This is a genomic window from Streptomyces sp. P17 (assembly GCF_032436805.1).
In the GTDB taxonomy this organism is placed as follows: Bacteria; Actinomycetota; Actinomycetes; order Streptomycetales; family Streptomycetaceae; genus Streptomyces.
Window position 1 is genome coordinate 42,299 of record NZ_JAVRBF010000004.1, and the last position, 24,065, is coordinate 66,363.

Sequence of the window (24,065 nt, forward strand, 5' to 3'; positions counted from 1 at the left end):
CCGTTCAGTCCACTATGACCATCTCGCGGGTCGTCGTGTTGAGACGCCGGCCGCCGTCCTCGGTGACCGTGACGATGTCCTCGATACGGACCCCGAACCTGCCCGGCAGATAGATGCCGGGCTCCACGGAGAAGCACATCCCGGGCACGAGCGGCTGCTCCTCGCCCTCGATCATGTACGGCGGCTCGTGCGTGGTGACGCCGATGCCGTGCCCGGTGCGGTGGATGAAGTACTCGCCGTACCCGGCGCCCGTGATGACCGCGCGGGCGGCCCGGTCCACCTCCTGGCAGGCGACGCCCGGCCGTACGGCCCGGAAGCCCGCCTCCTGGGCCTCGCGCACGATGTCGTGGATCCGGCGCTCCTCGTCGGTGGGCTCGCCGACGTGGACCGTGCGGGAGGTGTCGGAGCCGTAGCCGCCGAGCAGGCCGCCGAAGTCGAGGACGACCATGTCGCCGCGCTCGATGACACGGTCCCCGGCCTCGTGGTGCGGATCGGCGCCGTTCGGGCCGGAGGCGACGATCGTGAAGTCGACGGTCTCGTGCCCGTGCTCCCGCAGCAGCCGGGCCAGGTCCGCGGCGACCTCGGACTCCGCGCGCCCGGCGAAGGGAACCTTCCGGATCTCCTCGTACGTTGCGTCCGCAGCCGCGCCCGCGGCTGCCAACCGCTCCAGTTCGGCCGTGTCCTTGACGGCGCGGAGCATCGGCAGCGCCTCGGTGAGGGAGGCGTAGGAGGAGTCGGGGAGGGTCCTCGCCAGGCCCAGCAGATGCATGGCCCAGGCGTTGTCGCTGATGCCGAACCGGCCGCCCGCATCGAGCAGGGCCGCGGTGGCGGCGTAGGGGTCCTTGCCGTCGGTCCAGTCGCGCAGGGCCAGGGCGGGCCCCCCGGTCGCCTTCGCGGCGTCGGGGGCCTCCAGCGCCGGGACGATCAGGGCGGGATCCTGTCCCGGGACGAGGACGAGCAGGGTGAGCCGTTCGGTGACGGGCGGTGCGTAGCCGGTGAGCCACACCAGGTCGGGGCCGGGCGCGACGAGCAGCCCGGCGAGACCGGAGTCGGCGGCCGCCCGCGCGGCGCGCTCCATTCGGGCGCGGTAGTCGTCGGCGGTGAAGGGAGCGGGCGTACGGGCGGTCATCCGGGCCTCCCTGGGCGGGTGAAGGAGACTACGGGCAGCATCCTGCCCGGACGGCGGGGGCGGCGCGAGCCGGTCGACGGGTCTTTCGGGGCCGCCGTCAGCCCTCCAGGGCCATGCGGACACCGAGTAGCAGCAGCACGCCTCCGGAGACCTGTTCCAGCCGCCTGCGCACTCCCGCGCGGGACAGCAGGCTCTTCATCCGGCCCACGAACCACACGTACAGGCCGTAGTAGCCGATCTCGTAGACCGCCCACAGCGCGGCGAGGCCCACCATCGCGGGCAGGTGCGGGGCGCCGTCGGGAACGAACTGCGGCAGGAAGGACAGGGCGAAGACGGCCGCCTTGGGGTTGGCGAGGTTCAGCAGCAGCCCCGCGCGGTAGGAAGCCCAACCGCTCCGGGCGCCGCCCTCCTCGGCCGCGTTCTCCGGCTCGTGTCGTGTGCGGCGCGCCGCTCGCAGCGTCTGGACGCCGAAGCCGACGAGGACCACCGCGCCGACGACGCGCATCACGTCGTACGCGATCTCCGAGGCCGTCAGCAGGGCGGTGAGGCCGAAGGCGGCGACGACGCCCCAGACGAAGACGCCGGTCTCGTTGCCGAGCACGGTCAGAAAGCCGGAGCGGCGGCTGCGCAGCGACTGCCGGATGATCAGGACCGTGCTGGGCCCGGGTGAGGCTGCCACCAGGGTGCAGGCACCCAGGAAGGCTACGAGAGTGGTCAGCATGGGGTCATGGTGGCCGGGACGCGGTCCCGGGGACAGGGGTTTTCCGTCACCGGTCAGGTGACGACCCCCGGGACGACGGTCAGCTGCTGATAGCCCCCGCTCTCATGACGCACCGTCAGGGTGACCTCGGTGCCAGGGCGGGCCCGGGCGACCGCGCGGGCGAGGTCGGCGGCGTTGTCGATCCGGGTCGTGCCGAAGACGAGGAGGACGTCACCGCGGACCAGGCCCGCCGAGTAACCGGGGCCCGGCACATGGACGCCGACGACCTGGGCGCCCGCCTTCTCGGCGTCCACGGCCACCAGGCCCAGGGTGGCGGTGGCGGGCGTGGGCGCCGGGCTCGGGGTGGCGGTGGCGGGCGTGGGCGCCGGGCTCGGGGTGGCGGACGGGGTGGGGCGAGGGCCTGGATCCACCGAGGCCGGCGGGGCGCCGGGCGCCGCCTTCTGGAGCTCGGCGAGTCTGCTCATGCCGATCACCGTGGCTCCCACCGTGCCGAGTCCGACGCCGGACAGGACCAGGACCGTGCCGACGAACAGCGCGAACAGCAGGGTCGTGAGCCGGCGTCCGCGCCGGCGCGCGGCGTGCGGGCGACGGGAGGGTGCCGGCCTCTTGCCACCGCCGGGCTCCTGGCCGGGCATCGGCTTGGGACGCAACGCGGTCTGTTCCATGGCTCGCCTCCGGCTGGAGGCTACGGATCACCTCCGGCAGGAGGACTACCCGGGGCGCCGGCGCACGACGTGCCACGAACGAGTGAGACTGACCGGTGGTCAGGAGCGGAAGCCTCCCTCCTCACGGGCCGTCACTCCTCACGGGACGTCACTCCTCACGGGCCGTGAGTGCGGCCGCCAGTTCCCGCGCCGCCCCCTGGAGCGAGCCCGCGTGCACCAGTTCCGTGCGGTGCACGAGCCGTGGGGCGGTGATCGGCACGGCGACGCCGCCCGGCACCGCCGTCGCCACCGAGCGGGGCAGCAGCGTCAGTCCGTGCCCCGCCGCGGCCAGCGCGATCAGGAGGCGCACGTCCGTCCCCTCGTAGCGCAGGGAGGGGCGGAAGCCGTGGCCGCCGCCCGCCGCGCGGAGTTGGGTGAGCGGCAGACCCGCCTCGGGGGCGTCCAGCCAGCGGGCGTCGGCGAGGTCGCCGAGGCGCAGGCCGGGGCGCCGGGCCAGGGGATGCGTGTCCGGCAGCAGCACGCACACCGGCTCCTCGCCCGCGCCGCGCGTGGTCAGCGGTGCCACGTCGGGCAGCCGCAGCGGGTCGCTGGGAGCGGCGAGACCGTCGACGAGGCCGAGATCCGCGGTGCCGGTGGCGACGGCCGCCGGGATCTCGTCCCGGGGCGCGACTTTCAAGGTCACCCCGGCGGCCGGGAGCACGGCGAGGGCCCGGGGGCCGAGGGCGGTCGGTGCGGCGGCGAGCGTCAGACTGTGGGTGGGCGCGGCGGCCATCCGTACGACCTCCGCACGCGCCGCCTCCAGGCGCAACAGCAAGGGCCCGGCGTGCTCCAGCAGCCGTTCGCCGGCCGCCGTGGGGGCGACAGGCCTGCGGGTGAGCAGCGGGGTGCCGAGGTCCTGTTCGAGGGCCGCGATGTGCTGCGACACCGCCGACTGGGTGTAGCCGAGTTCGCGCGCGGCCTCGGAGAAGGAGGCGCGGCGGGCGACGGTGACGTAGGTGCGCAGCAGATGCGGGTCCATGCCCACCAGGGTCCCATCAGCTTTGCTTATCGATAGTGCAGGGATCATCGTTGGACGTGAACTCGGCCTCCCGCCCAGGATGAAGGGCATGACCGAGACCCCAGCGCTGATCGCCCTCGTCGGCGACCGCTCCCCCAATGTCGTGTCCCACACCCGTATCCCCCTGCTGCTCGACGCCCTCGCCGTCCGTGAGCGGCTGGTTCTCGACGCGTACTGGATCCCGACCGAGGAGGCCGGCGAGCCGGGGGCGGTGGACGGGTTCGACGCGGTGTGGGTGGTGCCGGGAAGCCCGTACCGCAGCGAGGCCGGTGTGATCGCGGCGATCCGCACCGCACGGGAGGAGGGCATCCCGTTCCTGGGGACGTGCGCCGGGTTCCAGCACGCGGTGCTGGAGTACGCCCGCCATGTCTGCGGCCTCACCGGCGTGGCGCACGCGGAGAACGACCCCTCCGCCGAGGACCTGATCATCGAGCCGCTGGCCTGCTCGCTGGTGGGTCACGAGGCCGTGGTCGTGGTCGAGCCGGACTCGCTCGCGCAGTCCGTGATCGGCTCGGATCGGACGGTCGAGCGCTATTTCTGCGCGTACGGCCCCTCGCGCCACCTCGACACCCTGACCGCGCACGGCCTGCGCTTCTCCGGGCGGGACGAGGACGGACAGGTCCGGATCGCCGAACTGCCCGGCCACCCCTTCTTCCTGGCCTCGCTCTTCCAGCCGGAGCTGTCCGGTGACGGCTCGCGACCGCACCCGATGGTCAAGGCCTGGGCCCGGGCCGCCGTGGAGCACGCACGTCAGCCCGTGTGAGCCGGGGGCGCATGGTGTCGGCCTCGGTGGGCTCGACGGGGCGGCGGGCCCGTTGTCAGTGACGGCTGTTACGTTCTGTGACATGACCGATCACGCACTGCGAAAGCTGCGCCAGGACCCGCACCTGGCCGAACTGGCCGCGTTCCCGTTCGACTTCGACCTGAGCCGCGCGACCCACGGCCATGTCGAGCCGGTCCGCCTCGCCTCGGGCGAACCGATAGAGGTCGTCGCGGGCACGGGCGCGGGCGGTACGTTTTTCGTGTGCGCGGACGGCTCGATGCTCTACGCCGACTCGGAGGGCGGGGCCGGGATCATCGGCTCCAGTGTCGACGAGGCGCTGGAGGTGGTGATCGGCCTGCCCTGCTGGTTCGACTGCGTGGACCTGTCCCCTCAGGACGGCGAGGAGGCGATCCTCGCGCGCGTCGCGGAGGCGGAGGAGGAACTCCGCGAGGACTACGACATCGACGAGGCCCGGGCCGAACTCCGCGCCGCCCTGGGCTTCCCCGACCGTTCCCCGGTCGAGCTGGTGACCCTGCTGCACACCGCGCTCCTGCGCACCGAGCCCGACTTCCTCCTGCTCGCCGAGGAAGAGGGCTTCGCCTACCGGCTGCTCGACGAGCACCCCCGTCCACCGCTGTGGGAGCCGGTGCTCGCCCAGGGCCGCGTGGATCTGGCCCTGTTGCGGGCGGGCGACCGTGCCGCGTGGGACTCGGTGGCCGGGGATCCCGTACGGCGTCGACTCGCCCTGCGGGCCGCGCAGTTCGACCGGGCGGAGGGCGACCTGGCGCTGCTCAGACACCTACTGCGGCGCGAGACGGAGTCGTCGATGACGGACGAACTGCGGCTCGCCGCGGTCCTCGTGGGGCTGCGCGGTGACGTCGCCGATCTGCCGCTGCTGCACGAGGTCCGCGAGACGGACTTCGACACGCACTGCGGGCTCAGCGAGATCCCCGAACCGGGATCGGACGCGGCCGAGTTGCGGCGCTGGGCCGAAAAGCTGGACGAGTGGATGGTCGGCGCGGACCCTGCCGACGAATCGCTCGCCACCTGGACCGAACTGGCCCTGGACCAAGGCATGACCGAACTCGCCCGGGTCGCCCTGATCCGCGAGCTCGACGAAATCTTCCTGGACCAGAGCACACTGCGACGGCCCAGTGACCCGACCCGACCGGAGACGTCACAGCTCGACCGGCTCGCCCGGGAACTGGAGCGGGCGGGCGACCTCCCCCAGGCGCTGCGCGCCTTGCGCCTGAACGCCAGGCTCCAGGAAACGGCGTGGGACCGGATCTCGGGCCGGCTGGACCAGGCCCGGTTGGAGCGCGCGTGCGGACAACTCCCCCAGGCCACCGGCTCATTGGGATCCATACGCGCCATCCTGGCCGACCCCGGCGACGACTCCCTCCGCCACTGGACCCACGTGAACTTCGGCCGCTTCATAGCCGAGGAGCACTACGCCCTCACCCGAGCGCTCGTCGACGCCGATCTCCCGGAGGCGGCCCGCACCCTGCTCACCGCTGCCGACGCGATACTCGGCGAGCTCTCGGGGAACGCCGCCAAGGGCGTCCGGGAGCTCGCCGAGGAGACCGCCGAGCGGGTGCGGGACGTCAAGGACCTCAGCTGACGGGCAGGGCGGGCGGCCGGTCCGGCAGGAAGCCGTGGGCGCGGCGGACCAGGTAGTCGGACTTGTAGCGGTCGACCTCGCGGTGCCAGTTCAGGATGCCCGCCATCCAGTTCTGCAGGTCGGACACATAGGTCCGCATGGCGTCGCGGGCCTCGTCCGAGAGGTCGAAGTCGTCGTACACGACCGGCAGTTCATGCGCGACGACATGCTCGAACTGCTGCATGCGCTGGGTCGTCAGGTCGTGCACCACGCCGAGGGCGGTCGGGTAGTCGCAGCCGAAGAAGTTCTGCACGACGAGGATCGAGTTGTGGATCTCGCCCTCGTACTCGATCTCCTTCTGGTACGAGAAGACATCGTTGAGGAGGCAGGCATAGTCGACAGCGGCGTTCTCCAGCGAGCGCACCGGACCGCTGCGGTACACCTCCGGCGGCACCGAGGGGCCGTGGCCCATCCGGCACAGGGCCATGGTGAGGTCGGAGCCGAAGGTGGCGCGGCGCATCTCCAGATAGTCGACCGGGTCGGGGATACGGTTCTGGAGCTGGTTGTTCAGCTCCCACACCCAGCTCTCGGTCATGACATTGACCGCGTCCTTGAGGGTGCGCCGTTGCTCGGGCGTCATCTCGGCGGTCGTGCGCGCCCACAGGTCGACGAGTGCGCGTTCCATGGCGTTGGCGGGGACGACGAGGACCTCCTCGCCGTCGACGGGCATACAGGCCGCCAGGCGCTCGGTGGTGAGACGGGCGGCGGCCAGGTCGCGGCGGTGACCGAAGACCAGGGGGTAGTAGTCGTCGCCGTAGGTGCCCCAGGCGAGCCAGTGGGCGCTGAGGTCGAGGGCCTCCGGGGTCGCGTCCGGGTCCAGGCCCGCCGAGCACAGGGCCAGATCGGCGGCGGCGAGTTTGTCCTCGTCCCAGACGCCCTCCTCCAGGATGCCCATGCGATGGGACCACTCGACGAGACCCTGGCGGGCTCCCGGAAGGTGCGGGCAGAGCTCCACCTGGAAGGGCATGTAGAGGTCGGGGATCACGGACGGTCCGACCTTCTGGTACGGCACATGCGTGTAGGCGCGCATGCGTTCGGCGCCGGCCGAGGCGAGCAGGGCGCCGATGTCGGCGGCGGAGGTGCCGGATCCGGAGAGGCCGTGCCAGGGGGTGGTGGAGCGGGCGTGCTCGTTCATGTACCGGCTGGAGCGCATGTGCCACTCGTGGCCGCCGGACTGCCAGTCCTGGAGCCCCTGGGTGTAGGCGGCGACGGCGGCGACCTCGTCCGGCGTCAGGCCCCGGTCCAGGGCCAGCGCGGGGACCTCGGTGAGGGCGGTGTGCTCGAACTGGTGGAGCCGGGAGGTGAGGACGTCGTTGACGGTGTCGGCGGCCTCCTGGGTCGTACAGCCGAAGAAGGTCTCAAGCACCAGGACGCCGTTGCTGAGCTCGCCCTCGTCCTCGACCTCGCGCTGGTAGGAGAACAGGTCGTTGCGCAGGTGCACGGCGTCGGAGAAGGTCTCCATCAGCACCCTCATCGGCCTGGTCCCGGACACGGCGGCGGGGACCTCGGCGCGCGCGTACTCCACCAGACCCGCGGACCAGGGGGCGCCGCCCACCTTGCGGCGCATCTCGATGTACTCGACCGGGTTGGCGATCCGGCCCTCGTTGATGTTGGACAGCTCCCACATGGACTCGTTGAGCAGATGCTCGGTGGCGACGGCGAAGCGGCGGCGCCAGTCGGCGGACATCGCGGGGACCGTGCGCGTCCACAGGTCGGCGAGACCGGCCTCGACCGGGTTCTCGGGCTCGGGCATCGGTGTCGACAGGTCCATCGGCATGAACAGCGCGAGCCGGTCGAGGTGGGCCTTGCCGGCGGCGCGGTCCTGGGTGCGCTTGTACATGTCGAGGAAGTGGTCGTCGAAGAAGAAGACCCACACGTACCAGTCGGTGATCAGGGAGAGGGCGGGTCCGTCGCATTCGGGGTGGGTGTAGGCGCAGAGCAGTCCGTAGTCGTGTGCTTCGAGGTCGGACTGCTCCCAGATCCCGGAGCCCTCCAGCATGCCCATCTCGCGTGCCCACGCGGTCGAGTGGGCGCGGGCCTCGTCGACATGCGGGTTGAGCCGCGCGGGATACGGCATGTAGAAGTGCGGGAGTTCGAAGGGCTGCGTCATGGCCGGGCACTACCCGGCGCCCCGGGGCGCCATCCTCGGGCCGGGACATGATCACACCATCGCGTGAATCCGGGATGAACCTCCGAATTCCCAGGGAACCTTGTGGCGTTCACCTCTACGCGCGCAGACCACGGAGGTTCTCGTGTCCCCTCCTCACGAGGTGTCCTTCTCCTCACGCGAGTGTCCCTCTCCCACGGGAGGTCCCGATGAACCAGCCCGACGCCCTGTCCCGTCGTACCGCCCTCGCCTCGCTCACCGGGGCGGCGGCGGCCGGCACCGCCGCGTGGCCGGCCGCAGCGGCCCCTGCGGCCGAACGCCACGGCCGCGCGGTCCGGTTCGCCACCTTCAACGCCTCCCTCAACCGCTCCGCGGAGGGCGCGCTCGTCGCCGACCTGTCCACCCCGGACAACGTCCAGGCGCGCAATGTCGCGGAGACGATCCAACGGGCCGACCCCGATGGGCTGTTGATCAGCGAGTTCGACCACGACGCGGGCGGCACCGCGGTCCGCCTCTACTGGACAACTACCTGGCCGTCGGCCAGCGCGGTGCCGAGCCCGGTACGTCCGCTGAAACGCGCGCTCTTGCCCTGCCCGGGCCGGGGCGCCACCGTAAGCGCATGACCTCCTTCTCGCTCCCCCATGAGCTGCACGGCGACGGCGCCCACAAGGTGTTCGCGGTGCACGGCTGGTTCGCCGACCGGTCCGCGTACGCGAGCGTCCTGCCCGACCTCGACGTCACGTCCTTCACCTACGCGCTGGTCGATCTGCGCGGCTACGGCGAGGCGAAGGACGCCGTCGGCATGTACTCGACGGCCGAGGCGGCGCAGGACCTCCTGGAGCTGGCCGACCGGCTCGGCTGGGAGCGGTTCTCGGTCGTGGGTCACTCGATGGGCGGGTCGGTGGCCCAGCGGCTGATGGGTCTTGCGCCCGGGCGGCTGCGCCGGATCGTGGGGGTCTCTCCGGTGCCCGCCTCGGGGCTGCCGCTCCCGGCCGAGCAGTGGGAGCTCTTCGCGGACTCGGCGCACCTGCCGGAGCACCGCCGCACGATCATCGACTTCACCACCGGCGGCGTCCGCCCCGCCGCCTGGCTGGACCGCATGGTCCGCCGCTCGCTCGAGGTCAGCGACCCGAAGGCGTTCCGGGCCTGGCTGGACTCCTGGGCGGGGGAGGACTTCCACGCCGAGGTGGCGGGCGTCCGGGTGCCCGCGCTGGCTGTCGCCGGCCGGCTCGACCCCGCGCTGTCGGCCGGGCTGCTGCGGGAGACCTGGCGGCGCTGGTATCCGTACGGCGAGGTGCGGGAGCTGTCCGGCGCCGGGCACTACGCCATGGACGAGACCCCACTGGAGCTGATCCAGGTGGTGGAGGCCTTCCTCGACGCCGATGACGAGGACGAGGCGGACGAGGCGCACGAGGCGGACGAGGCTGTTCTGACGGCCGAGGGCGAGGAGGCGTGACCGTCCGCCCGTCCCCGCCCGTCCCCGACGTCTTCGATCCCCGCCAGTACGCCACCGGCGTCCCCTACGCCGCCTACCGCGTCCTGCGCGACCACCACCCGGTGGCCTGGCAGGACGAGCCCGAGGTGCTGGGCTGGCCGGCCGGTCCCGGGTTCTGGGCGGTGACCCGGCACGCGGACGTGGTCCGGGTGCTCAAGGACCCGCTGACGTACTCGTCCCAGCTGGGCGCCACCCAGATCCGGGATCCGGACCCGGAGGACCTGCCGTTCATCCGGCGCATGATGCTCAATCAGGATCCGCCGGGACACGGCAGGTTGAGACGGCTGGTGAGCCGGGCGTTCACGCCGGGACGCGTCGACCGTTTCACCGCCGTGGCCGAGAAGCGCGCCCAGGACCTGTTCGCGGGCGCCCTGGAGGCGGCCCGTGAGGCGGACGGCACCGTCGATCTGGTCGCCGCCGTCACCGACGACTACGCCCTGCTCAACCTGGCCGACCTGCTCGGCGTCCCGGAACCGGACCGCGAGCTGCTGCTGCACTGGACCCAGCGGGTCATCGGCTACCAGGATCCCGACGAGGCGGGCCCGCCGGTGCTGGACGACGCGGGCAAGCCGGTCAACCCGCGCTCCCCTGCGATGCTGCGGGACATGTTCGCGTACGCCCGCCAACTGGCCGCGTACAAAAGGCGCTACCCGGCCGACGACGTCCTCACCATCCTCGCGCACGACGCCGAACTCACCTCCGCCGAGCTGGAGATGTTCTTCTTTCTGCTCACGATCGCCGGGAACGACACCGTGCGCGCCGCGGCACCGGGCGGGCTGCTGGCGCTGGCGGAGCACCCGGGGCCGTACGAGCGCCTGCGCGCCGGGGCGATCGAACTCGCTTCCGCCGTTGAGGAGTTGCTGCGCTGGCATCCGCCGGTGCTGACCTTCCGCCGTACCGCCGACTACGACACCGAGCTCGCTGGGCGGCGGATCCGGGCCGGGGACAAGGTCGTCGTCTTCCATGCCTCCGCCAACCGCGACGAACGGGTCTTCACGGAGCCGGACCGGCTGGACCTGACCCGTGCGCCGAATCCGCACATCTCCTTCGGCGACGGCCCGCACGTCTGCCTCGGCGCGCACTTCGCCCGGCTGCAACTGCGGGTGCTGTACCGGGAGGCGATGCGGGCGCTGCCGGTGCTGCGCACCGCGGGTCCGGCGGGGCGGCTGGTGTCGAACTTCATCAACGGGACCAAGTCACTGCCGGTGCAGGTGACATGAGTCAGCGGCGCACCTGGATCAGGGCGTGTGTCCCGCTGGTGCGCCAGCGCTGGTCCTCGGCCGCGGTCAGTGCGGCCTCCGTTCCGGCCCGAAGGCCGGTGATCACTTCGGACTTCAGGGTGCGCAGGGCGGCGACCGGGCCGGGGAAGCAGGCGGTGACGTCGGCGAAGGCGGTGGTCGGCGGCCATCTGCGGTCGCCCACCAGGCGCCGGTAGTTGAGGTCGCCCTTGAGCACGGTCAGGGTCGCCGGGGTGAGTTCCGCGCGGAAGTCGTCGGGCATCCGCTCGTACGGCAGGGGCGCGCAGGAGAACGGGTGGGCGCGGACCGTGAGCCGGCCGTCGGTCAGCGCCGCCCACAGCGCGTCGCCGTATGCCCGCGCCGAACCCGGTGCGGACCTGAGCCGGCGCAGGGAGTCGAGTACGTCGGCGGGGGTGGCGTCGGAGACGAAGTACGGGTACGGCTTCACCTGGAGGACGGCCCGCTGGATGCGCCGCCGGGTGAGGAGGTGGGCGATCAGGAGCAGGTCGGGGATGAGTTCGCGGCCCGCGTTGTCGGCGACCAGGCAGAGCAGCGGGGCCGGGGCGGCGGGCGGCATCAGCGACCAGAGGGCCGCGCTGTCGTCGGCGACCAGAGGCGGGGTGCCCTCCGGCGTCGTACCGTCGGCCGCGGACAGCCGGAAGCCGAGGTCCGCGCGGTTGCCCCACAGGGAGCCGTGCAGCAGGGCCCGGTCCTGCTCGGCCTCGGACCGGCCGGCCAGCTCGTCCAGCGCGGCCAGCTCCTCGTCCGTCTCGGCGGAGTCGAGCTCGGCCAGCTTGGCGGGCCGGAAGGGGTCGATGCCCTGCCAGGCGCCGGGGGTGAAGAAGCCGACGGCGTCGAGGAGTCGGCGGTAGAAGTAGCTCTCCGCCCACAGCCACGGCACGTCGGTCCAGGGGCGTCCGGAGTAGGCGGCGGTGCCCCACTCCTGCCACCGGTCCCGGTCGTGGGCATCGGCGGGGAGGGGTTCGATCACGCCCTTGGTGCAGTCGTCGAGGAGCGCGTCGAGCGCGGCCTGCCGCTCGGGGCCGTACGGGAAGGCCTCGCGCACCTGGCGGATGATCGCGGGATGCCGCTCGGTGAGGACGCTGTGCGGGAAGGAGCCGGGTTCGTCGCCGAGGATCACGGGCGGGGTGTCGTGCATGCGGCCGACCGTATCGCGCACCGGGCCGGTTTCAGCCGCCACGGGCCTCCCGCTCCAGTTGGGTGGCGAGGGTGAGGTAGCGGGGGCGGCGGGGCACCGGGACCATGCCGCGGATGAGGAAGTGCCACATCTCGGCGACCCGGCGGGGCTGCCGCGCGACGGGTTCGAGCGAGCGGCCGACGACTCGGGTGCCGACGAAGAAGCAGACGAGGGAGTGGGCCGCGGCATCGACGTCGACGTCCGGATGGACGTCCGACTCCTTGACGGCGCCGAGGAGTTTGTGGGAGGCGATGTCCAGCCATTCCGTGAAGGGGTGTTGCAGGGGCGCCTTCACGGCCACTCCCCCGGTGGCCAGCCGGAGCCCGGCGCGGGGGATCGGGCCTTCGACCGACAGCCGGGTGACGCCGAAGGTGGTCCGCATCAGCGCCTCCAGGGAGGAGTAGCCGCGGGCGTCCATCTCGCCGGCTATCTGGCGGGAGGCCTGGGACTGCAGCTCCATGATCGCGCGGGCCAGGTCCTCCTTCGCCGCGAAGTGGAAGTACAGGGCACCCTTGGTGACTTGGGCGTGCTCGACGATGTCGCTCAGACTGGTCGATTCGTAGCCGCGACGATCGAACAGGTCAGCGGCAGCGGTGATGATCGTCGCGCGGGTCTGTTCCGCGCGTAACTGCCTCGCCATCGGCTTGAACACTCCTGGGGCGGAAAAGAACGGGTCATGCCGTTTGTTTTTTACTCCCCGTACACAATAGCTCACCGCCCAGCCGTACCCACCCGGCATGCGAAGACTGCCGAGTCCCCCTGGATGCCGACGACTTGGATCTGCTCCTCGGGACCGCGCTGCGCCTCGATCCATGTGGGCAGGTCCAGTTCGGCATAGCGGTCGAAGGTCGCGTGGAACGACACCGGAGCGCGCTGTCCGCCGCACACCGCCCGGCCGGCCTGGCCGGCCGCCTCCAGAAGCAGCATGCCGGGGACATGGTCAAGTGGATGGTCGAAGAAAACGGGATGTGCGGTATCTACTCGCAACTGCCATCGCCCCGGCCGGTCCGGCGGGGCCAGCACCACATCGGCGGGGACCGTGCGGCCCACCAGGGCGGGCGCCAGTCCGGCCGGCGGGGGCAGCGCGCTGACGGTGGCGGGCGTACGGCCGCCGCGCAGCCTGCGGTAGACGGACTCGCTGGTCCAGGACGCGGCGAAGTACGCGCTCGCGACCTGCGTGTTCTCTATGATCACGGCTGCGGTGAGGCGGAACGCGGTCACCCGGCCCGCGCGTCGGCGGACGCCGAAGATCTTGATGGCGACGGTCGGTTCGGCGGGTACGGGGCCCACGGCCAGGTGCTCCGCACGGGTGCTGACGGACAGCTCCTGGAGTACGAACCGCTGGCCCAGCGGCACGTCGTACTCGGTGTGCGCGAGAAGCGTTCCGCTCTGTCGGACGGTTTCGGTCACGAGCAGCGGGTCGTACGCCCTACGGTCGCTCGACACGTGTAACGGGTGGGCTCGCGGCCACTGCGCGGCTACCCTGAACTGGTCGGTTCCGATCCGGTGCCAGCCGGTGAGAAGGGTCTCGGCGACGGCCGCGCGGTGCACCAGCTGACGGGGCACGGTGGCCGTGAGGGTCTCGGAAGCCGTGGGGAAATAGGCGAGTTGCGGCAATTGAGGCATGTCTCTCCCTGGCTCCCCCGACAGTGTTGACAGACGGCGAGGTGCCCGTGCCGTGAGCGCTAGAGTACGAGCCGACCGGTTTGTTTTCAATGAGACCAGGGTGACCAGGATCGGTACGCGTCCGGGCCGTCGTACCGTGGGCCATCCGGTCAACTCGGCGCCTCGGAGGGGCCCTTATGGCGAAGCAGGAGCGCGCCATCAGGACGCGCAGAGCGATCCTGGAAGCCGCAGGCGCGGTGTTCGACGAGCACGGCTACGCCTCGACGACGATCTCCATGGTGCTGGAGCGGGCCGAAGTCACCAAGGGCGCCCTGTATTTCCACTTCCCTTCCAAGGAGTCCCTCGCCCAGGCCGTACTGGACGAGCAGGTGCCGTTCGGCACGGTGCCGCCGCAGCCGTGCAAGCTCCAGGAGATCGTGGACATGAGCTTCGTCTACGGGCGGCGACTGCTGCACAACCCGCTGTTGCAGGGCAGTGTGCGACTGACCGTGGACCAGGCCACGCCGCCCGGGGTCGATCACAGCGGACCGTTCCGGCAGTGGGCGGACCATGTGGTCGAACTGCTGGAAGAGGCCGAGAAGCAGGGTGAGTTGCTGCCCACGGTCGTACCGAGGGAGACGGTGGAGCTGCTGGTCGGTTCCTTCGCCGGTATCCAGCTGATGTCCCGGGCGCTGACCGGGCGGGAGGATCTCGGGCACCGGATCTCGGTGCTGTGGGCGCATGTCCTGCCGAGCATCGCGGTCCCGGGGCTCCTGGGCCGGCTCGACACCGCCCCGGACCGGGGTGCGCGCATCCTGGCCGCTCTCGACGAGGACGGGGAGCTGATGCAGGGGGCCGAGCCGTGATCCTGCTGACCGGAGCGACCGGAACCGTCGGCGGTCTGGCCGCGCGCCGACTGCGCGGCACCACTCCCCTGCGGCTGCTGACCCGCCGCCCGGACCGGGCCACGGACCTCGCCGGACCCCACATCGAGGTGGCAGGCGGCGACTTCGACGACCCGGCGAGCCTACGGCGGGCACTGACCGGTGTGACGTCCGCTCTGCTGGTCACCGCGAACCCGCTGACCCACGCCCATGACGAGAACTTCCTGGCGGCGGCCCGCGCGTGCGGGGTGCGGCATGTCGTGAAGCTGTCGTCGCTCGCGGTCACCGACCCGGACGCCACCGACCTGATCACGAACTGGCAGCGCGGGAACGAGCAACTCCTCGGCGACTCGGGCTTGTTGTGGACGCTGCTGCGCCCCCGTGCCTTCATGTCCAACACCCTCGGCTGGGCCATCTCCATCCGCGCGGAGGACGTCGTGAGGGCGGCGGGCGGGACGGCGGTCAACGCCACCGTCGATCCACGGGACATCGCCGACGTGGCCGTGCTGACGCTGCTGAAGCCCGAGGCCCACGCCGGGCAGGAGTACGCGCTCACCGGTCCCGAGGCCCTCAGCGCCGTGGACCAGACGAAGATCCTCGGCGAGCTGCTGGAACGGCCGTTGCGCTTCGAGGAGTTGAGCGAGGCGGAGGCGCTGCGACGGCTGCGGGGCCGCTATCCGGAGCCGATCGCGCAGGCGCTCGCCGAGAGCGCGGCGCGCGGACGGGCCGGGGCGAAGTCGCAGGTGGACCCGGCCGTCGCGGAACTGCTGGGGCGGCCCGCGGGGAGCTATCGGCCCTGGGCACTGGATCATCTGGCGGCGTTCCGGGACCGGACATGACGACGGGCCGGCCGATGCCCCATCCGCACCGGCCGACCCGTCCGCTGTTGTGGACCCGCTTCGCTCAGAAAGTCAGCTTCCAGCTGTTGAGCGTGCCCGTGTCCTGCGCCGCCGTGTCCTGCACCCGCAGCTTCCAGGTGCCGTTGGCGACCTCGCTGGAGGCGTTCACCGTGTAGGTGGCGACGACGTTGTCCGCGGAGTCCGAGGAGCTGGCGGACTTCAGGCGGTACGTCGAACCGTCCGGCGCGACCAGGTCGATGACCAGGTCACCGCGGTAGGTGTGGGTGAGGTCCACGCCGACCTGGAGCGCCGAGGGGGCGTTGCCGGTGCGGCCCGAGACGGTGATCGGGGACTCGATCGTGGCGTTGTCCGGGACCGCGACGGCCGAGGTGCTGGTGAAGGTGGTGCCCCCCGTGGAGCCGCCGGACCCGCTCACCGCCTGCACCGTCTTGGCCGCGTCGGCGAGCCCTGCACCACAGCCGCCGGAGCAAGTACCGGGAAGCGCACGCGAGTTGGTCTTGATCGCGGACTCGATCTGGGCCGGGGTCAGCGCGGGGTTCTTCGACTTCATCAGCGCGACCAGGCCCGCGATGTGCGGGGCGGCCATGCTGGTGCCCTGGTAGTACTCGTAGCTCTCGGCGCCCGGACCCGCCGCACCGGCGTTGAGGGTGGACAGGATGCCGTTCGCGGTGACGGAGTTGGTCTCACCGCCAGGAGCGGCGATGTCCACGACCGTGCCGTAGTTGGAGTAGTAGGAGCGGTTGCCCTGGCGGTCGGCGGCGGCGACGCTGATGACGTTGGAGCAGCTGGCCGGCGAGTAGTTGGCCGCGTTGGCGTTGCTGTTGCCCGCCGCGACGACGACCGTGGTGCCGCGGTTCACGGCGGCGTTGATCGCGTTCTGGGTCGCGGTGGTGCAGGCCCCGCCGCCACCGAGGCTCATGTTGATGACCTTGGCGACGTTGGTGTTGGCCGGGACACCGGAGACCGTACCGCCGGACGCCCAGGTGATGGCGTCGATGATGTCGGAGTCGTAGCCGCCGCACTTGCCGAGGACGCGCAGCGGGGAGACCTTCGCGCCGTAGGCGATACCGGCGACGCCCTTGCCGTTGTTGGTCGCCGCGGCGATGGTGCCGGCGACGTGGGTGCCGTGCCAGGAGGAGTCGGAGGCCGGGTCACCGGACTGGCACTCGTTCGCGGCGGTCCAGTCGCCCGGGTCGGCCGGGTTGCTGTCACGGCCGCCGCCGTCGTTGGCGACGGTGGCGTCCGAGATGAAGTCGTAGCCGCCGACGATGTTCGCCGCGAGGTCGGAGTGGGCGACATAGCCGGTGTCGATCACGGCGACGGTCACGCCGGTGCCGGTGGCGAGGTCCCAGGCACCCGGCACGTTCATGCCCGCGGTGCTCTCGAACAGGTCCCACTGCTTGCTGTACTCGGTGTCGTTCGGCGTGGCCAGCGGCTTGTTGAGGCGGTCCGGTACGACGTAGGAGACCTGCGGGTCGGCCTGGTACTCGGCGATGACGTCGGCGACATCCGCCTTGGTGAGGTCCTCACCGAGGTCGACGAGGGCGGCACCGGTGCCGAGACGGCGCTGGAAGTCCAGCTGCTCGCCGGCCTCCTTGCCCTTGGCGGCGGCGTCCGCGTCGGCGGCCTTGTTCGACTTCGCCTCGGCGGCGCCGGACTTGTAGCCGACGATGAGCCGTTCGGCCGGAGCGCCGGGGGCGGCCTCGCTGGTGGCGGCGGGGGCTTCCTGGGGAGCGGCGGACTCCTGGGCGACGGCGACCGAGGCGGTAGCGGCCGTGAACAGCGCGATGGAGACCGCGGCGACGGATATCAGCTTCCGTCTTACGGAGGGAGAGGTACGCAAGGGCTTGGCCTTTCGTGGCCGTCATCCGGGCAGCGCGGAGCGGCGGTCGATGCGCTTCGTCCTCGAAGCGGAGGGGGGTGAACCGAAAACCGAAAAGCGTGCGCGGTGGCCGGCCAGGCGCGGTGGGGCCGACCCGTCCGGGGTTACCTGTGGGTCGGCTGTGCTGGAACGATAGGCAAACAGAAGGTCATAGGGATACAGGGGAAACCCTCGATCCGGCCGGAAACCACCCCTTGCCGTCGCACAGTTGACCGCTTGTGTCCCTTTTTGCCTGGGCTCGTGCCCCGCTGAACGCGCCGGGCCTGCGGCCCGTAGTGGACAGAAGCAGTCCGTCCCGCACCGGCCGAGGAGACCTTCAGATGACCCGGACCCACGCTCGGCGAGCCGCCGCGGCGGCGGCCCCTGTGCTGCTCGCCCTGTGGTCCGCGACCCCGGCCGCCGCGCACGGCGCGGCCACGGATCCGGTCAGCCGGGTGACGGCCTGCTCCGCCGAGGGCAAGAGCGCCGCTCGCTCGGCGGCATGCCGGGCGGCGGTCGCCGCGAACGGCGCACCGTTCACGGCCTGGGACAACCTGCGGATCGCGAATGTGAACGGCCGGGACCGGCAGACCATCCCCGACGGACAGTTGTGCAGCGGCGGACTGCCCGACTACCGGGGCCTCGACCTCCCCCGCTCCGACTGGCCGTCGACCCGTCTGACCCCGGGCGCCACCCTGACCATGCGGTACGTCTCGACGATCCCGCACACCGGCTCGTTCCGCCTGTATCTCACCGAGCAGGGCTACGACCCGACCCGGCCCCTCACCTGGTCCGACCTGCCGGAGCGGCCGTTCGCCGAGGTACGGGACCCGGCGCTGACGGACGGCGCGTACCGGATCCGGGCGACCCTGCCGGCGGACCGGACGGGGCGGCATGTGCTGTACACGGTGTGGCAGAACAGCAGTACGCCGGATACGTACTACTCCTGCTCGGACGTGGTGTTCCCGGCGAAGGAAGCGGCGAAGGAGACCGCGAAGCCGACGTCGCCTTCACCGGCCTCTCGGGCAACCTCGCCGGCCTCGCCCACACCGCCACCGACGGATGCGACTCCGGCGGCCTCGACGGCCGGCTCCGACCCGGGCCCCTCGACCCCGCTGCTCGCGGGCGGCGCCGCCGCGGTGCTGGTACTCGCTGGAGGCGCCGCCCTGGTTCGTCGGCTTCGGCGCCCTCACAGCTGACGCACATTCAACTCCCTTTTCTCACAAGCGCCTTGACCCTCAGCTGTAACCCCGAGTAACTTCCTCGACGCTGCTGCCGAGTACGCGGGAGGCGGGGGAGCTCGCCTGAACCGGGCTTCCCCGCTCTCGCCCGCTCTGCCGAACCCCGTTCGAAATCTCGTCCATTGACCCGCATTGGCCGCCCCCGCCCACGGAGTCCAGATGACCTCGAACCCGCACCCCTCCCGCAGAACCCTCCTCCGCCTGGCCGCCACCGCCCCGCTCGCCGCGACCGGCGCGCTGACGCTCGGTGCCGGAACCGCGCACGCCGCGGACTCGGCGTATGTCATGGCCTACTTCACCGAGTCCACCACCATGCTGGAGGCCGACTACGGCCTGCACCTCGCCGTCAGCACCGACGGCCTGCGCTGGACACCGCTCAACCAGAACGCCCCCGTGGTCACCCCGACCCTCGGTGCCGGCGGGCTGCGCGACCCGTTCGTACTGCGCAAGCAGGACGGCACGTTCGTGGTGATCGCGACGGACCTGAGCGGCACCGACTGGAGCCGTACCAGCGTCTACATCCATGTCTGGGACTCGGTGGACCTGCGCACCTTCACCGGCTACCGGCTGCTGAAGCTGCACGACATGACCACCACGCACAGCTGGGCCCCGGAGGCCTACTGGGACGCCGGGCGGGGGCAGTACGGCATTCTCTACTCGTCGGTGAACAGCAGCGGCCACAACGTGATCATGGTGAGCTACACCACCGACTTCCGGACGACGACCAGCCCCCAGGTCTTCTTCGACCCCGGCTACGACATCATCGACGGCAACCTCACCATCGGCGTGAACGGCGTCAACTACCTCTACTACAAGAGGGATCAGGCGCTGGTCGGGGCACGGTCGACCTCCCTGGACCCGGGCAGCTTCACGCCGTTCAGCACCCCGGTCGCGCACGGCGGCACCGAGGCGCCCACGGTGGTGAAGTCACTGACGTCCAACACCTGGTATCTGTGGGGAGACACCTACACGCCCAACGGCGTCTTCTACGCCTGGCAGTCGAGCGACCTCGCCTCCGGGACCTGGACCGCGGTCGACCAGAAGCTGTACACCCAGCCCCTCAATTCCAAGCACTGCGGCATCCACCCGATCACCTCGACCGAGTACACCAATCTGCTCACGAAGTGGGGCGCGCCCGCCTGGAACCGGCTCAAGTCCTACAACTTCCCGGCCCGCTACGTCCGGCACAGCGGCTTCGCCGGACGGATCGACGCGTACCCCTTCGATCCGTTCCCCGACTCCCAGTGGAAGCTGGTGCCGGGGCTCGCGGACTCGTCCGGGGTGTCGTTCCAGTCGGTCAACTACCCGACGCGCTATCTGCGGCATTACAACTACGCGCTGCAACTGGACGTGAACGACGGCACGTCGGCGTTCGCCGGGGACGCGACCTTCCACCGTACGGCGGGGCTGGCCGACGCGTCCTGGTCGTCGTTCCGGTCGTACAACAACCCGACCCGGTACATACGTCACTACAACTACGCGCTGCGGATCGATCCGGTCTCCACGGCTACGGAGCGGCAGGACGCGACGTTCCAGGTCGGGTACTGATGTCTCCTCGTCAGCTCAGGCCCGCCGACTTCAGCCAGGCCTTGGCCACGTCCAGCGGGTCCTTGTTCTCCAGCTGGACCTGGGAGTCCAGGTCCAGCAGGGTCTTGGTGTCGAGCTTGGCGGAGACCGCGTTGAGGGCGTCGACGCCCTCCTGCGGCAGGCCCGACTTGTAGACCAGCGGGGTCACGTTGGCGAAGCCGAAGAGGTTCTCCGGGTCCTGGAGAACGACGAACTTCTCCTTGGTGATCGTCGGGTCCGTGGTGAAGATGTCCGCGGCCTGCACGGTGTTCTTCGTCAGCGCCGCCTGGGTCAGCGGGCCGCCGGCGTCGAGCGCCTTGAAGGACTTGAACTCCAGGCCGTAGACGTCCTTCAGGCCCACCAGGCCCTGCTGCCGGGTCTGGAACTCGGGCGAACCGCCGATGACCAGCTCAGGAGCGATGTCCTTGAGGTCCGCGAGGGTGGACTCGCCGGTGAGGTTGTACTTCTTGGCGGTCGCCGCGTTGATGCTGACGGAGTCCTTGTCCTCGGCGGGCGAGGACTCCAGCAGCGTCAGCTTCTTGTCCAGCTTGGTCTTCACCGCCGCGTTCACCTCGTCGGCGGACTTCTGCACGGCCTTCGGGTCCAGGTACGCCAGCAGCGAGCCGTTGTATTCCGGCAGCACGGTGATAGAGCCGTTCTTGAGCAGGCCGTACGTCGTCTCGCGGCTGCCGATGTTGGGCTTGTAGGTGACCTTGATGCCCTTGGCCTTCAGGGCCTCGCCGTAGATGTCGGCGAGCAGGATGGACTCGGCGAAGTTGTTGGAGCCGACGACGACGGTGTCGCCGCTCGCCTTGTCTCCCGCAAGGGGATTGTCGTTCTCGTCGTCGGAGGAGCCACATCCCGCGAGCAGGGCCGCGGTGGCGGCCAGCGCGACGATGGACCTGCTGCGTGAGGCGGTAGAAGTCACGATTCCCGTTCCGGACTCAGAGATTGGAGGACGGTGGTTCTTCAGTTTCTGAACTGATCCAATCCAGCGGGTTCTTGATCAGTCAAGGGAATCCGGGTCACCGATTGGCCTCAATGCGTAGTCGGTTGTGATCGCATGTGAAGACGAACGACTCAAGAGGCGATAGTCTCCACGGCAGTTGACGCCGGGCGCTGAGGAGGAAAGGTGTCCACGAAAGAGGTGGACGCGTCCACCGCGACACACGACTCCCCTCTCGGCATACGGCGGCTCACCGACCGCTGGCCCTTCCGGCGCAAGCTCAACCTCCTGGTCGGCGTGCCGCTCGCCGTCGTGGCCGTCCTGCTCACCTACCTCATCACCGGTCAGCTGGACCAGTCCTCCTCGGCCTCCGACGCGGCCCGTCTGGTCCGGGACAGCGCCGAGGTGGCCACCCTCGTGGACCGGGTGGAGGCCGAGCACCAACAGGCGATCCTGCTCTCCGTACGGCACGAGGCCGCTGCCGACGGTGACGCCCGGCCCTCCACGGACGCCTACGACAAGGCGCAGGCCGCCGTGGACGCCCAGGTCGTCAAGGTCCGCGAGACCTTCGGCGACCGGCTCCCGGACACCGAGGCGCGGGCCCTCAGGGAGATCAGCGCGCTCGGCGGCCTCCGCGACACCATCGAGCAGGGCTATCTGCCCGCCGACAACATCGACCCGGCGTACGCGGGTGCGGCCAAGGGCGTCATCGACGGCCTCGGCCTGGACCGCAACTCCTCCCTCGCGGCCACCTTCACCGGCAACCTCCTCGACTCGCTGCTGCGCGCCGACGCCGCCCACAGCGCCTTCGAGACCGGGGTGTTCTCCGCGGCGACCGGCGACTCCAACGCGCTCATCGAGTTCATCGGCGCGGTCGGCTCCTACGAGGTGTACACCTACCAGGCCGACCGCTTCGCCCGGTTCGCCACCGCCGAGCAGGCCGAGGAGCTGCGCGGCATCGAGCACAGTTCCCCGCAGGCCACCATCGGCCGCCAGTACGCGGAGCTGCAGATCGACCCCAGCTCGCTCCAGGCCGACTCCCCCGCCGAGATCCGGCAGGCCTTCCGGGCGGCGCTCGACTCCTACCCCGCCTACCGTGAGCAGGCCGAGATCCGGCTCGGTATCACCGCCTCCCTCATCGACCAGATCGCCGACCGCGCCGACGAGGCCTCCGGCGACGCCGCCTGGCGCGCGGGACTGCTGCTCGCGCTCGCCCTGTCCGGCTTCGCCCTGTGGCTCGCCCTCTCCGTCGCGGTCCGCCGCTCGGTGGTGCGGCCCGTGCAGGCCCTCACCGGCGCCGCCCGGGAGGTCGCCGAGGTCGCGGACCGCGAGCTGGCCCGGGTCGCCGACGACGACGCCGAGGACGACGGCCCGCCCCGGCTGCGCGGGGTGCCGGTCACCGCACGCGACGAGATCGGTGACCTCGCCGACGCGTTCAACCGCGTCCAGACCACCGCGGCCGCGCTGCTGGAACGCCAGGTGCTCAGCCGCCGCAACGTCGCCGAGATGTTCGGCAACGTCGGCCGCCGCGTCAGCAACCTCACCACCCGCCAGCTCGCCCTGATCGACGCGGTCGAGCGCGGGGAGACCGACCCGGAGCTGCTGGAGCGGCTGTACAGCATCGACCACATCGCGGTCCGGCTGCGCCGTAACGCCGACAGCCTGATGCTGCTCGCCGGGATCCGCGAGGCGGGCCTCGGCTCCGGCCCGCTTCCCCTCACCACCGTGGTCCGTGCCGCGCTCGGGCAGATCGAGGGCTTCCAGCGGGTACGGCTGACCGCGCGCTCCGAAGCCGCGGTGGAGCCGGACGTCATCGGCGACCTGACGCTGATGGTGGCCGAACTCCTGGAGAACGCCGTGTCGTTCTCGCCCGCGGGCAGCCCCGTCGAGGTGACGGTGGCGAGCGCCGAGGACGACACCGCGTCGATCGTGATCGCCGACCACGGCCTCGGCATGAGCGCCGAGCGGCTCGCCGAGGAGAACGCCCGGCTGGTCCGCCGTGAGCGACTCGACCTGGTGCCGACGAAGGTGCTGGGCCTGTTCGTGGTCGGCACGCTGGCGCGCCGCTGGGAGATCGGCGTGACGCTGACCCGGACGCCGGGCGGGGGTGTCACGGCGGAGGTGAGCGTGCCGACGTCGCTGCTGCTTCCGGCGCCCGCGGAGCCGGTGCCGGCACCGGCCGAGGTGCCCGCGGCGACGGCATCCGGGCCGCTCCCCGCGGCCGCCGCACAGGACGACTCGGGCCCCCTCCCCCGCCGGCTCCCCCGGCGTGAGGGCGCCGCCCCCGCCGATCACGCTCGTGCCGACCGGCCCGAGACCTCCACCAGGGCCCATGCCGACGGCCCCCGCCCGCTGCGCCGCCGCGTCCGCGGTGCCACCCTGCGCACCTCCGAGGACACCGGCGCCCACCAGATCCTGCCCCAGACTCCCCGCCCCACCGACGCGGACGCCGTACGGTCCGCGCTGGAGGAGTTCGAGGCGGCCGTGGAGCGGGCGCACCGCGACAGCGACAGCGACTGCGACAGCGACACCACCGAAGCCCACCCGATCCCCGAACAGCGGGACCCGAACCACCTCCCGGAAGGAGCGGAGCAGTGAGCACGTCCACAGGAGGCACCACGCCGGCCGAACTCCAGGCCGCCGCAGCCGACTTCACCTGGCTGCTGAATCGCTTCGCCACGGAGACCGCGGGTGTCGTCGACGCCATCGCCGTCTCCTCCGACGGACTGCTGATCGCGGTGTCCGAGCTGCGTGAGCACGCCGACTCCGAGCGGCTCGCCGCGATCGTCTCCGGCATCACCAGCCTGGCCGCCGGAGCCTCCGGCAACTACGGCCTGGGCGGACTCAACAAGGTCATCATCGATCTGGAGGGCGGCCATGTCCTGGTCTCCGCGATCGGCAGCGGCGCCGTGCTCGGCGTGGTCACCGACAAGGAGGCCAAACTGGGCAACATCGCCTACGAGATGACGCTGTTCGCCAACCGCGCCGGTGCCGCGCTCAGCCCCCAGCTCGTGCTGGAGCTGAAGAACAGCGTCGGCGCCACCTCGGCGCGCTGACCGGGCGGTACGG

21 protein-coding genes are annotated in these 24,065 nt (G+C 71.3%); 11 read left to right on the forward strand and 10 right to left on the reverse strand.

The features are described from left to right. Window positions 1-4: 4 nt before the first annotated feature. From RMT89_RS03395 to RMT89_RS03410, 4 genes are all read right to left on the reverse strand, one after another. Window positions 5-1,129, reverse strand: coding sequence for an aminopeptidase P family protein (locus RMT89_RS03395; protein ID WP_315882392.1), 1,125 nt, complete (start codon window positions 1,127-1,129; stop codon window positions 5-7). 97 nt (window positions 1,130-1,226) lie between these two features. Further along, window positions 1,227-1,850, reverse strand: a complete 624-nt coding sequence (locus RMT89_RS03400; protein WP_315882393.1) for a LysE family translocator — start codon at window positions 1,848-1,850, stop codon at window positions 1,227-1,229. A gap of 53 nt (window positions 1,851-1,903) precedes the next feature. Then, window positions 1,904-2,515, reverse strand: a complete 612-nt coding sequence (locus RMT89_RS03405; protein WP_315882394.1) for a PDZ domain-containing protein — start codon at window positions 2,513-2,515, stop codon at window positions 1,904-1,906. A gap of 148 nt (window positions 2,516-2,663) precedes the next feature. Further along, the gene (locus tag RMT89_RS03410) at window positions 2,664-3,533 is read right to left on the reverse strand and encodes a LysR family transcriptional regulator (RefSeq protein ID WP_315882395.1); all 870 of its coding nucleotides are present in this window, start codon (window positions 3,531-3,533) and stop codon (window positions 2,664-2,666) included. Window positions 3,534-3,621: 88 nt separating this feature from the next. Between RMT89_RS03410 and RMT89_RS03415 the strand changes: the two genes are divergently transcribed. Together RMT89_RS03415 and RMT89_RS03420 are read left to right on the forward strand one after the other, a co-directional pair. Continuing rightward, complete coding sequence (locus RMT89_RS03415; RefSeq protein ID WP_315882396.1) at window positions 3,622-4,335, forward strand: glutamine amidotransferase-related protein; 714 nt, start codon at window positions 3,622-3,624, stop codon at window positions 4,333-4,335. 82 nt (window positions 4,336-4,417) lie between these two features. After that, entirely contained in the window at window positions 4,418-5,956 is a 1,539-nt protein-coding gene (locus RMT89_RS03420; protein ID WP_315882397.1) for a hypothetical protein, read from the forward strand. On the opposite strand, the gene cyc2 is transcribed toward RMT89_RS03420, so the two are convergent. Beyond that, window positions 5,949-8,105 (reverse strand): germacradienol/geosmin synthase Cyc2, encoded by a 2,157-nt coding sequence (gene cyc2, locus RMT89_RS03425; protein ID WP_315882398.1) that lies wholly within the window; start codon window positions 8,103-8,105, stop codon window positions 5,949-5,951. The two genes, RMT89_RS03420 and cyc2, sit on opposite strands and share 8 nt — an antisense overlap. A 206-nt stretch (window positions 8,106-8,311) precedes the next feature. Between cyc2 and RMT89_RS03430 the strand changes: the two genes are divergently transcribed. From RMT89_RS03430 to RMT89_RS03440, 3 genes are read left to right on the forward strand one after another with little or no spacing between them, the layout of a single operon-like run. Continuing rightward, window positions 8,312-8,725, forward strand: coding sequence for a hypothetical protein (locus RMT89_RS03430; RefSeq protein ID WP_315882399.1), 414 nt, complete (start codon window positions 8,312-8,314; stop codon window positions 8,723-8,725). Further along, window positions 8,722-9,558 (forward strand): alpha/beta hydrolase, encoded by an 837-nt coding sequence (locus RMT89_RS03435; RefSeq protein ID WP_315882400.1) that lies wholly within the window; start codon window positions 8,722-8,724, stop codon window positions 9,556-9,558. Before RMT89_RS03430 ends, RMT89_RS03435 begins: the two co-directional genes overlap by 4 nt. Continuing rightward, the gene (locus RMT89_RS03440) at window positions 9,555-10,817 is read left to right on the forward strand and encodes a cytochrome P450 (protein WP_315882401.1); all 1,263 of its coding nucleotides are present in this window, start codon (window positions 9,555-9,557) and stop codon (window positions 10,815-10,817) included. Before RMT89_RS03435 ends, RMT89_RS03440 begins: the two co-directional genes overlap by 4 nt. Window position 10,818: 1 nt before the next feature. Here RMT89_RS03440 and RMT89_RS03445 read toward each other — a convergent pair whose 3' ends face one another. The 3 genes from RMT89_RS03445 to RMT89_RS03455 form a co-directional block, all read right to left on the reverse strand. Further along, complete coding sequence (locus RMT89_RS03445; RefSeq protein ID WP_315882402.1) at window positions 10,819-11,994, reverse strand: damage-control phosphatase ARMT1 family protein; 1,176 nt, start codon at window positions 11,992-11,994, stop codon at window positions 10,819-10,821. 31 nt (window positions 11,995-12,025) lie between these two features. Continuing rightward, on the reverse strand, window positions 12,026-12,673 hold the full coding sequence (locus tag RMT89_RS03450) for a ScbR family autoregulator-binding transcription factor (RefSeq protein WP_315882403.1): 648 nt from the start codon (window positions 12,671-12,673) through the stop codon (window positions 12,026-12,028). A gap of 71 nt (window positions 12,674-12,744) precedes the next feature. Further along, a complete protein-coding gene (locus RMT89_RS03455) occupies window positions 12,745-13,659 on the reverse strand; it encodes a ScbA/BarX family gamma-butyrolactone biosynthesis protein (RefSeq protein WP_315882404.1) in 915 nt (304 codons plus the stop codon). 176 nt (window positions 13,660-13,835) lie between these two features. Here RMT89_RS03455 and RMT89_RS03460 point away from each other — a divergent pair, with 176 nt between their 5' ends. Together RMT89_RS03460 and RMT89_RS03465 are read left to right on the forward strand one after the other, a co-directional pair. Further along, a complete protein-coding gene (locus RMT89_RS03460; protein WP_315882405.1) occupies window positions 13,836-14,504 on the forward strand; it encodes a ScbR family autoregulator-binding transcription factor in 669 nt (222 codons plus the stop codon). After that, the gene (locus RMT89_RS03465; protein WP_315882406.1) at window positions 14,501-15,361 is read left to right on the forward strand and encodes an NAD(P)H-binding protein; all 861 of its coding nucleotides are present in this window, start codon (window positions 14,501-14,503) and stop codon (window positions 15,359-15,361) included. The genes RMT89_RS03460 and RMT89_RS03465 overlap by 4 nt, the downstream gene beginning before the upstream one ends. A gap of 64 nt (window positions 15,362-15,425) precedes the next feature. Here RMT89_RS03465 and RMT89_RS03470 read toward each other — a convergent pair whose 3' ends face one another. Then, a complete protein-coding gene (locus RMT89_RS03470) occupies window positions 15,426-17,225 on the reverse strand; it encodes a S8 family serine peptidase (RefSeq protein WP_315882407.1) in 1,800 nt (599 codons plus the stop codon). A 359-nt stretch (window positions 17,226-17,584) separates the two neighbouring features. Between RMT89_RS03470 and RMT89_RS03475 the strand changes: the two genes are divergently transcribed. Next, entirely contained in the window at window positions 17,585-18,442 is an 858-nt protein-coding gene (locus tag RMT89_RS03475) for a lytic polysaccharide monooxygenase (RefSeq protein WP_315882408.1), read from the forward strand. 201 nt (window positions 18,443-18,643) lie between these two features. Then, window positions 18,644-20,032 carry a glycoside hydrolase family 43 protein gene (locus RMT89_RS03480; RefSeq protein ID WP_315882409.1) on the forward strand — a complete coding sequence of 463 codons (1,389 nt, stop codon included), beginning with the start codon at window positions 18,644-18,646 and terminating at the stop codon, window positions 20,030-20,032. Window positions 20,033-20,042: 10 nt separating this feature from the next. Here RMT89_RS03480 and RMT89_RS03485 read toward each other — a convergent pair whose 3' ends face one another. Beyond that, the gene (locus tag RMT89_RS03485) at window positions 20,043-20,978 is read right to left on the reverse strand and encodes an ABC transporter substrate-binding protein (RefSeq protein ID WP_315882410.1); all 936 of its coding nucleotides are present in this window, start codon (window positions 20,976-20,978) and stop codon (window positions 20,043-20,045) included. Window positions 20,979-21,182: 204 nt separating this feature from the next. On the opposite strand from RMT89_RS03485, the gene RMT89_RS03490 reads away from it, so the two are divergent. Beyond that, window positions 21,183-23,594 (forward strand): ATP-binding protein, encoded by a 2,412-nt coding sequence (locus tag RMT89_RS03490; protein ID WP_315882411.1) that lies wholly within the window; start codon window positions 21,183-21,185, stop codon window positions 23,592-23,594. Beyond that, window positions 23,591-24,052, forward strand: coding sequence for a roadblock/LC7 domain-containing protein (locus RMT89_RS03495; RefSeq protein ID WP_315882412.1), 462 nt, complete (start codon window positions 23,591-23,593; stop codon window positions 24,050-24,052). The genes RMT89_RS03490 and RMT89_RS03495 overlap by 4 nt, the downstream gene beginning before the upstream one ends. The last annotated feature ends 13 nt before the right edge of the window (window positions 24,053-24,065 follow it).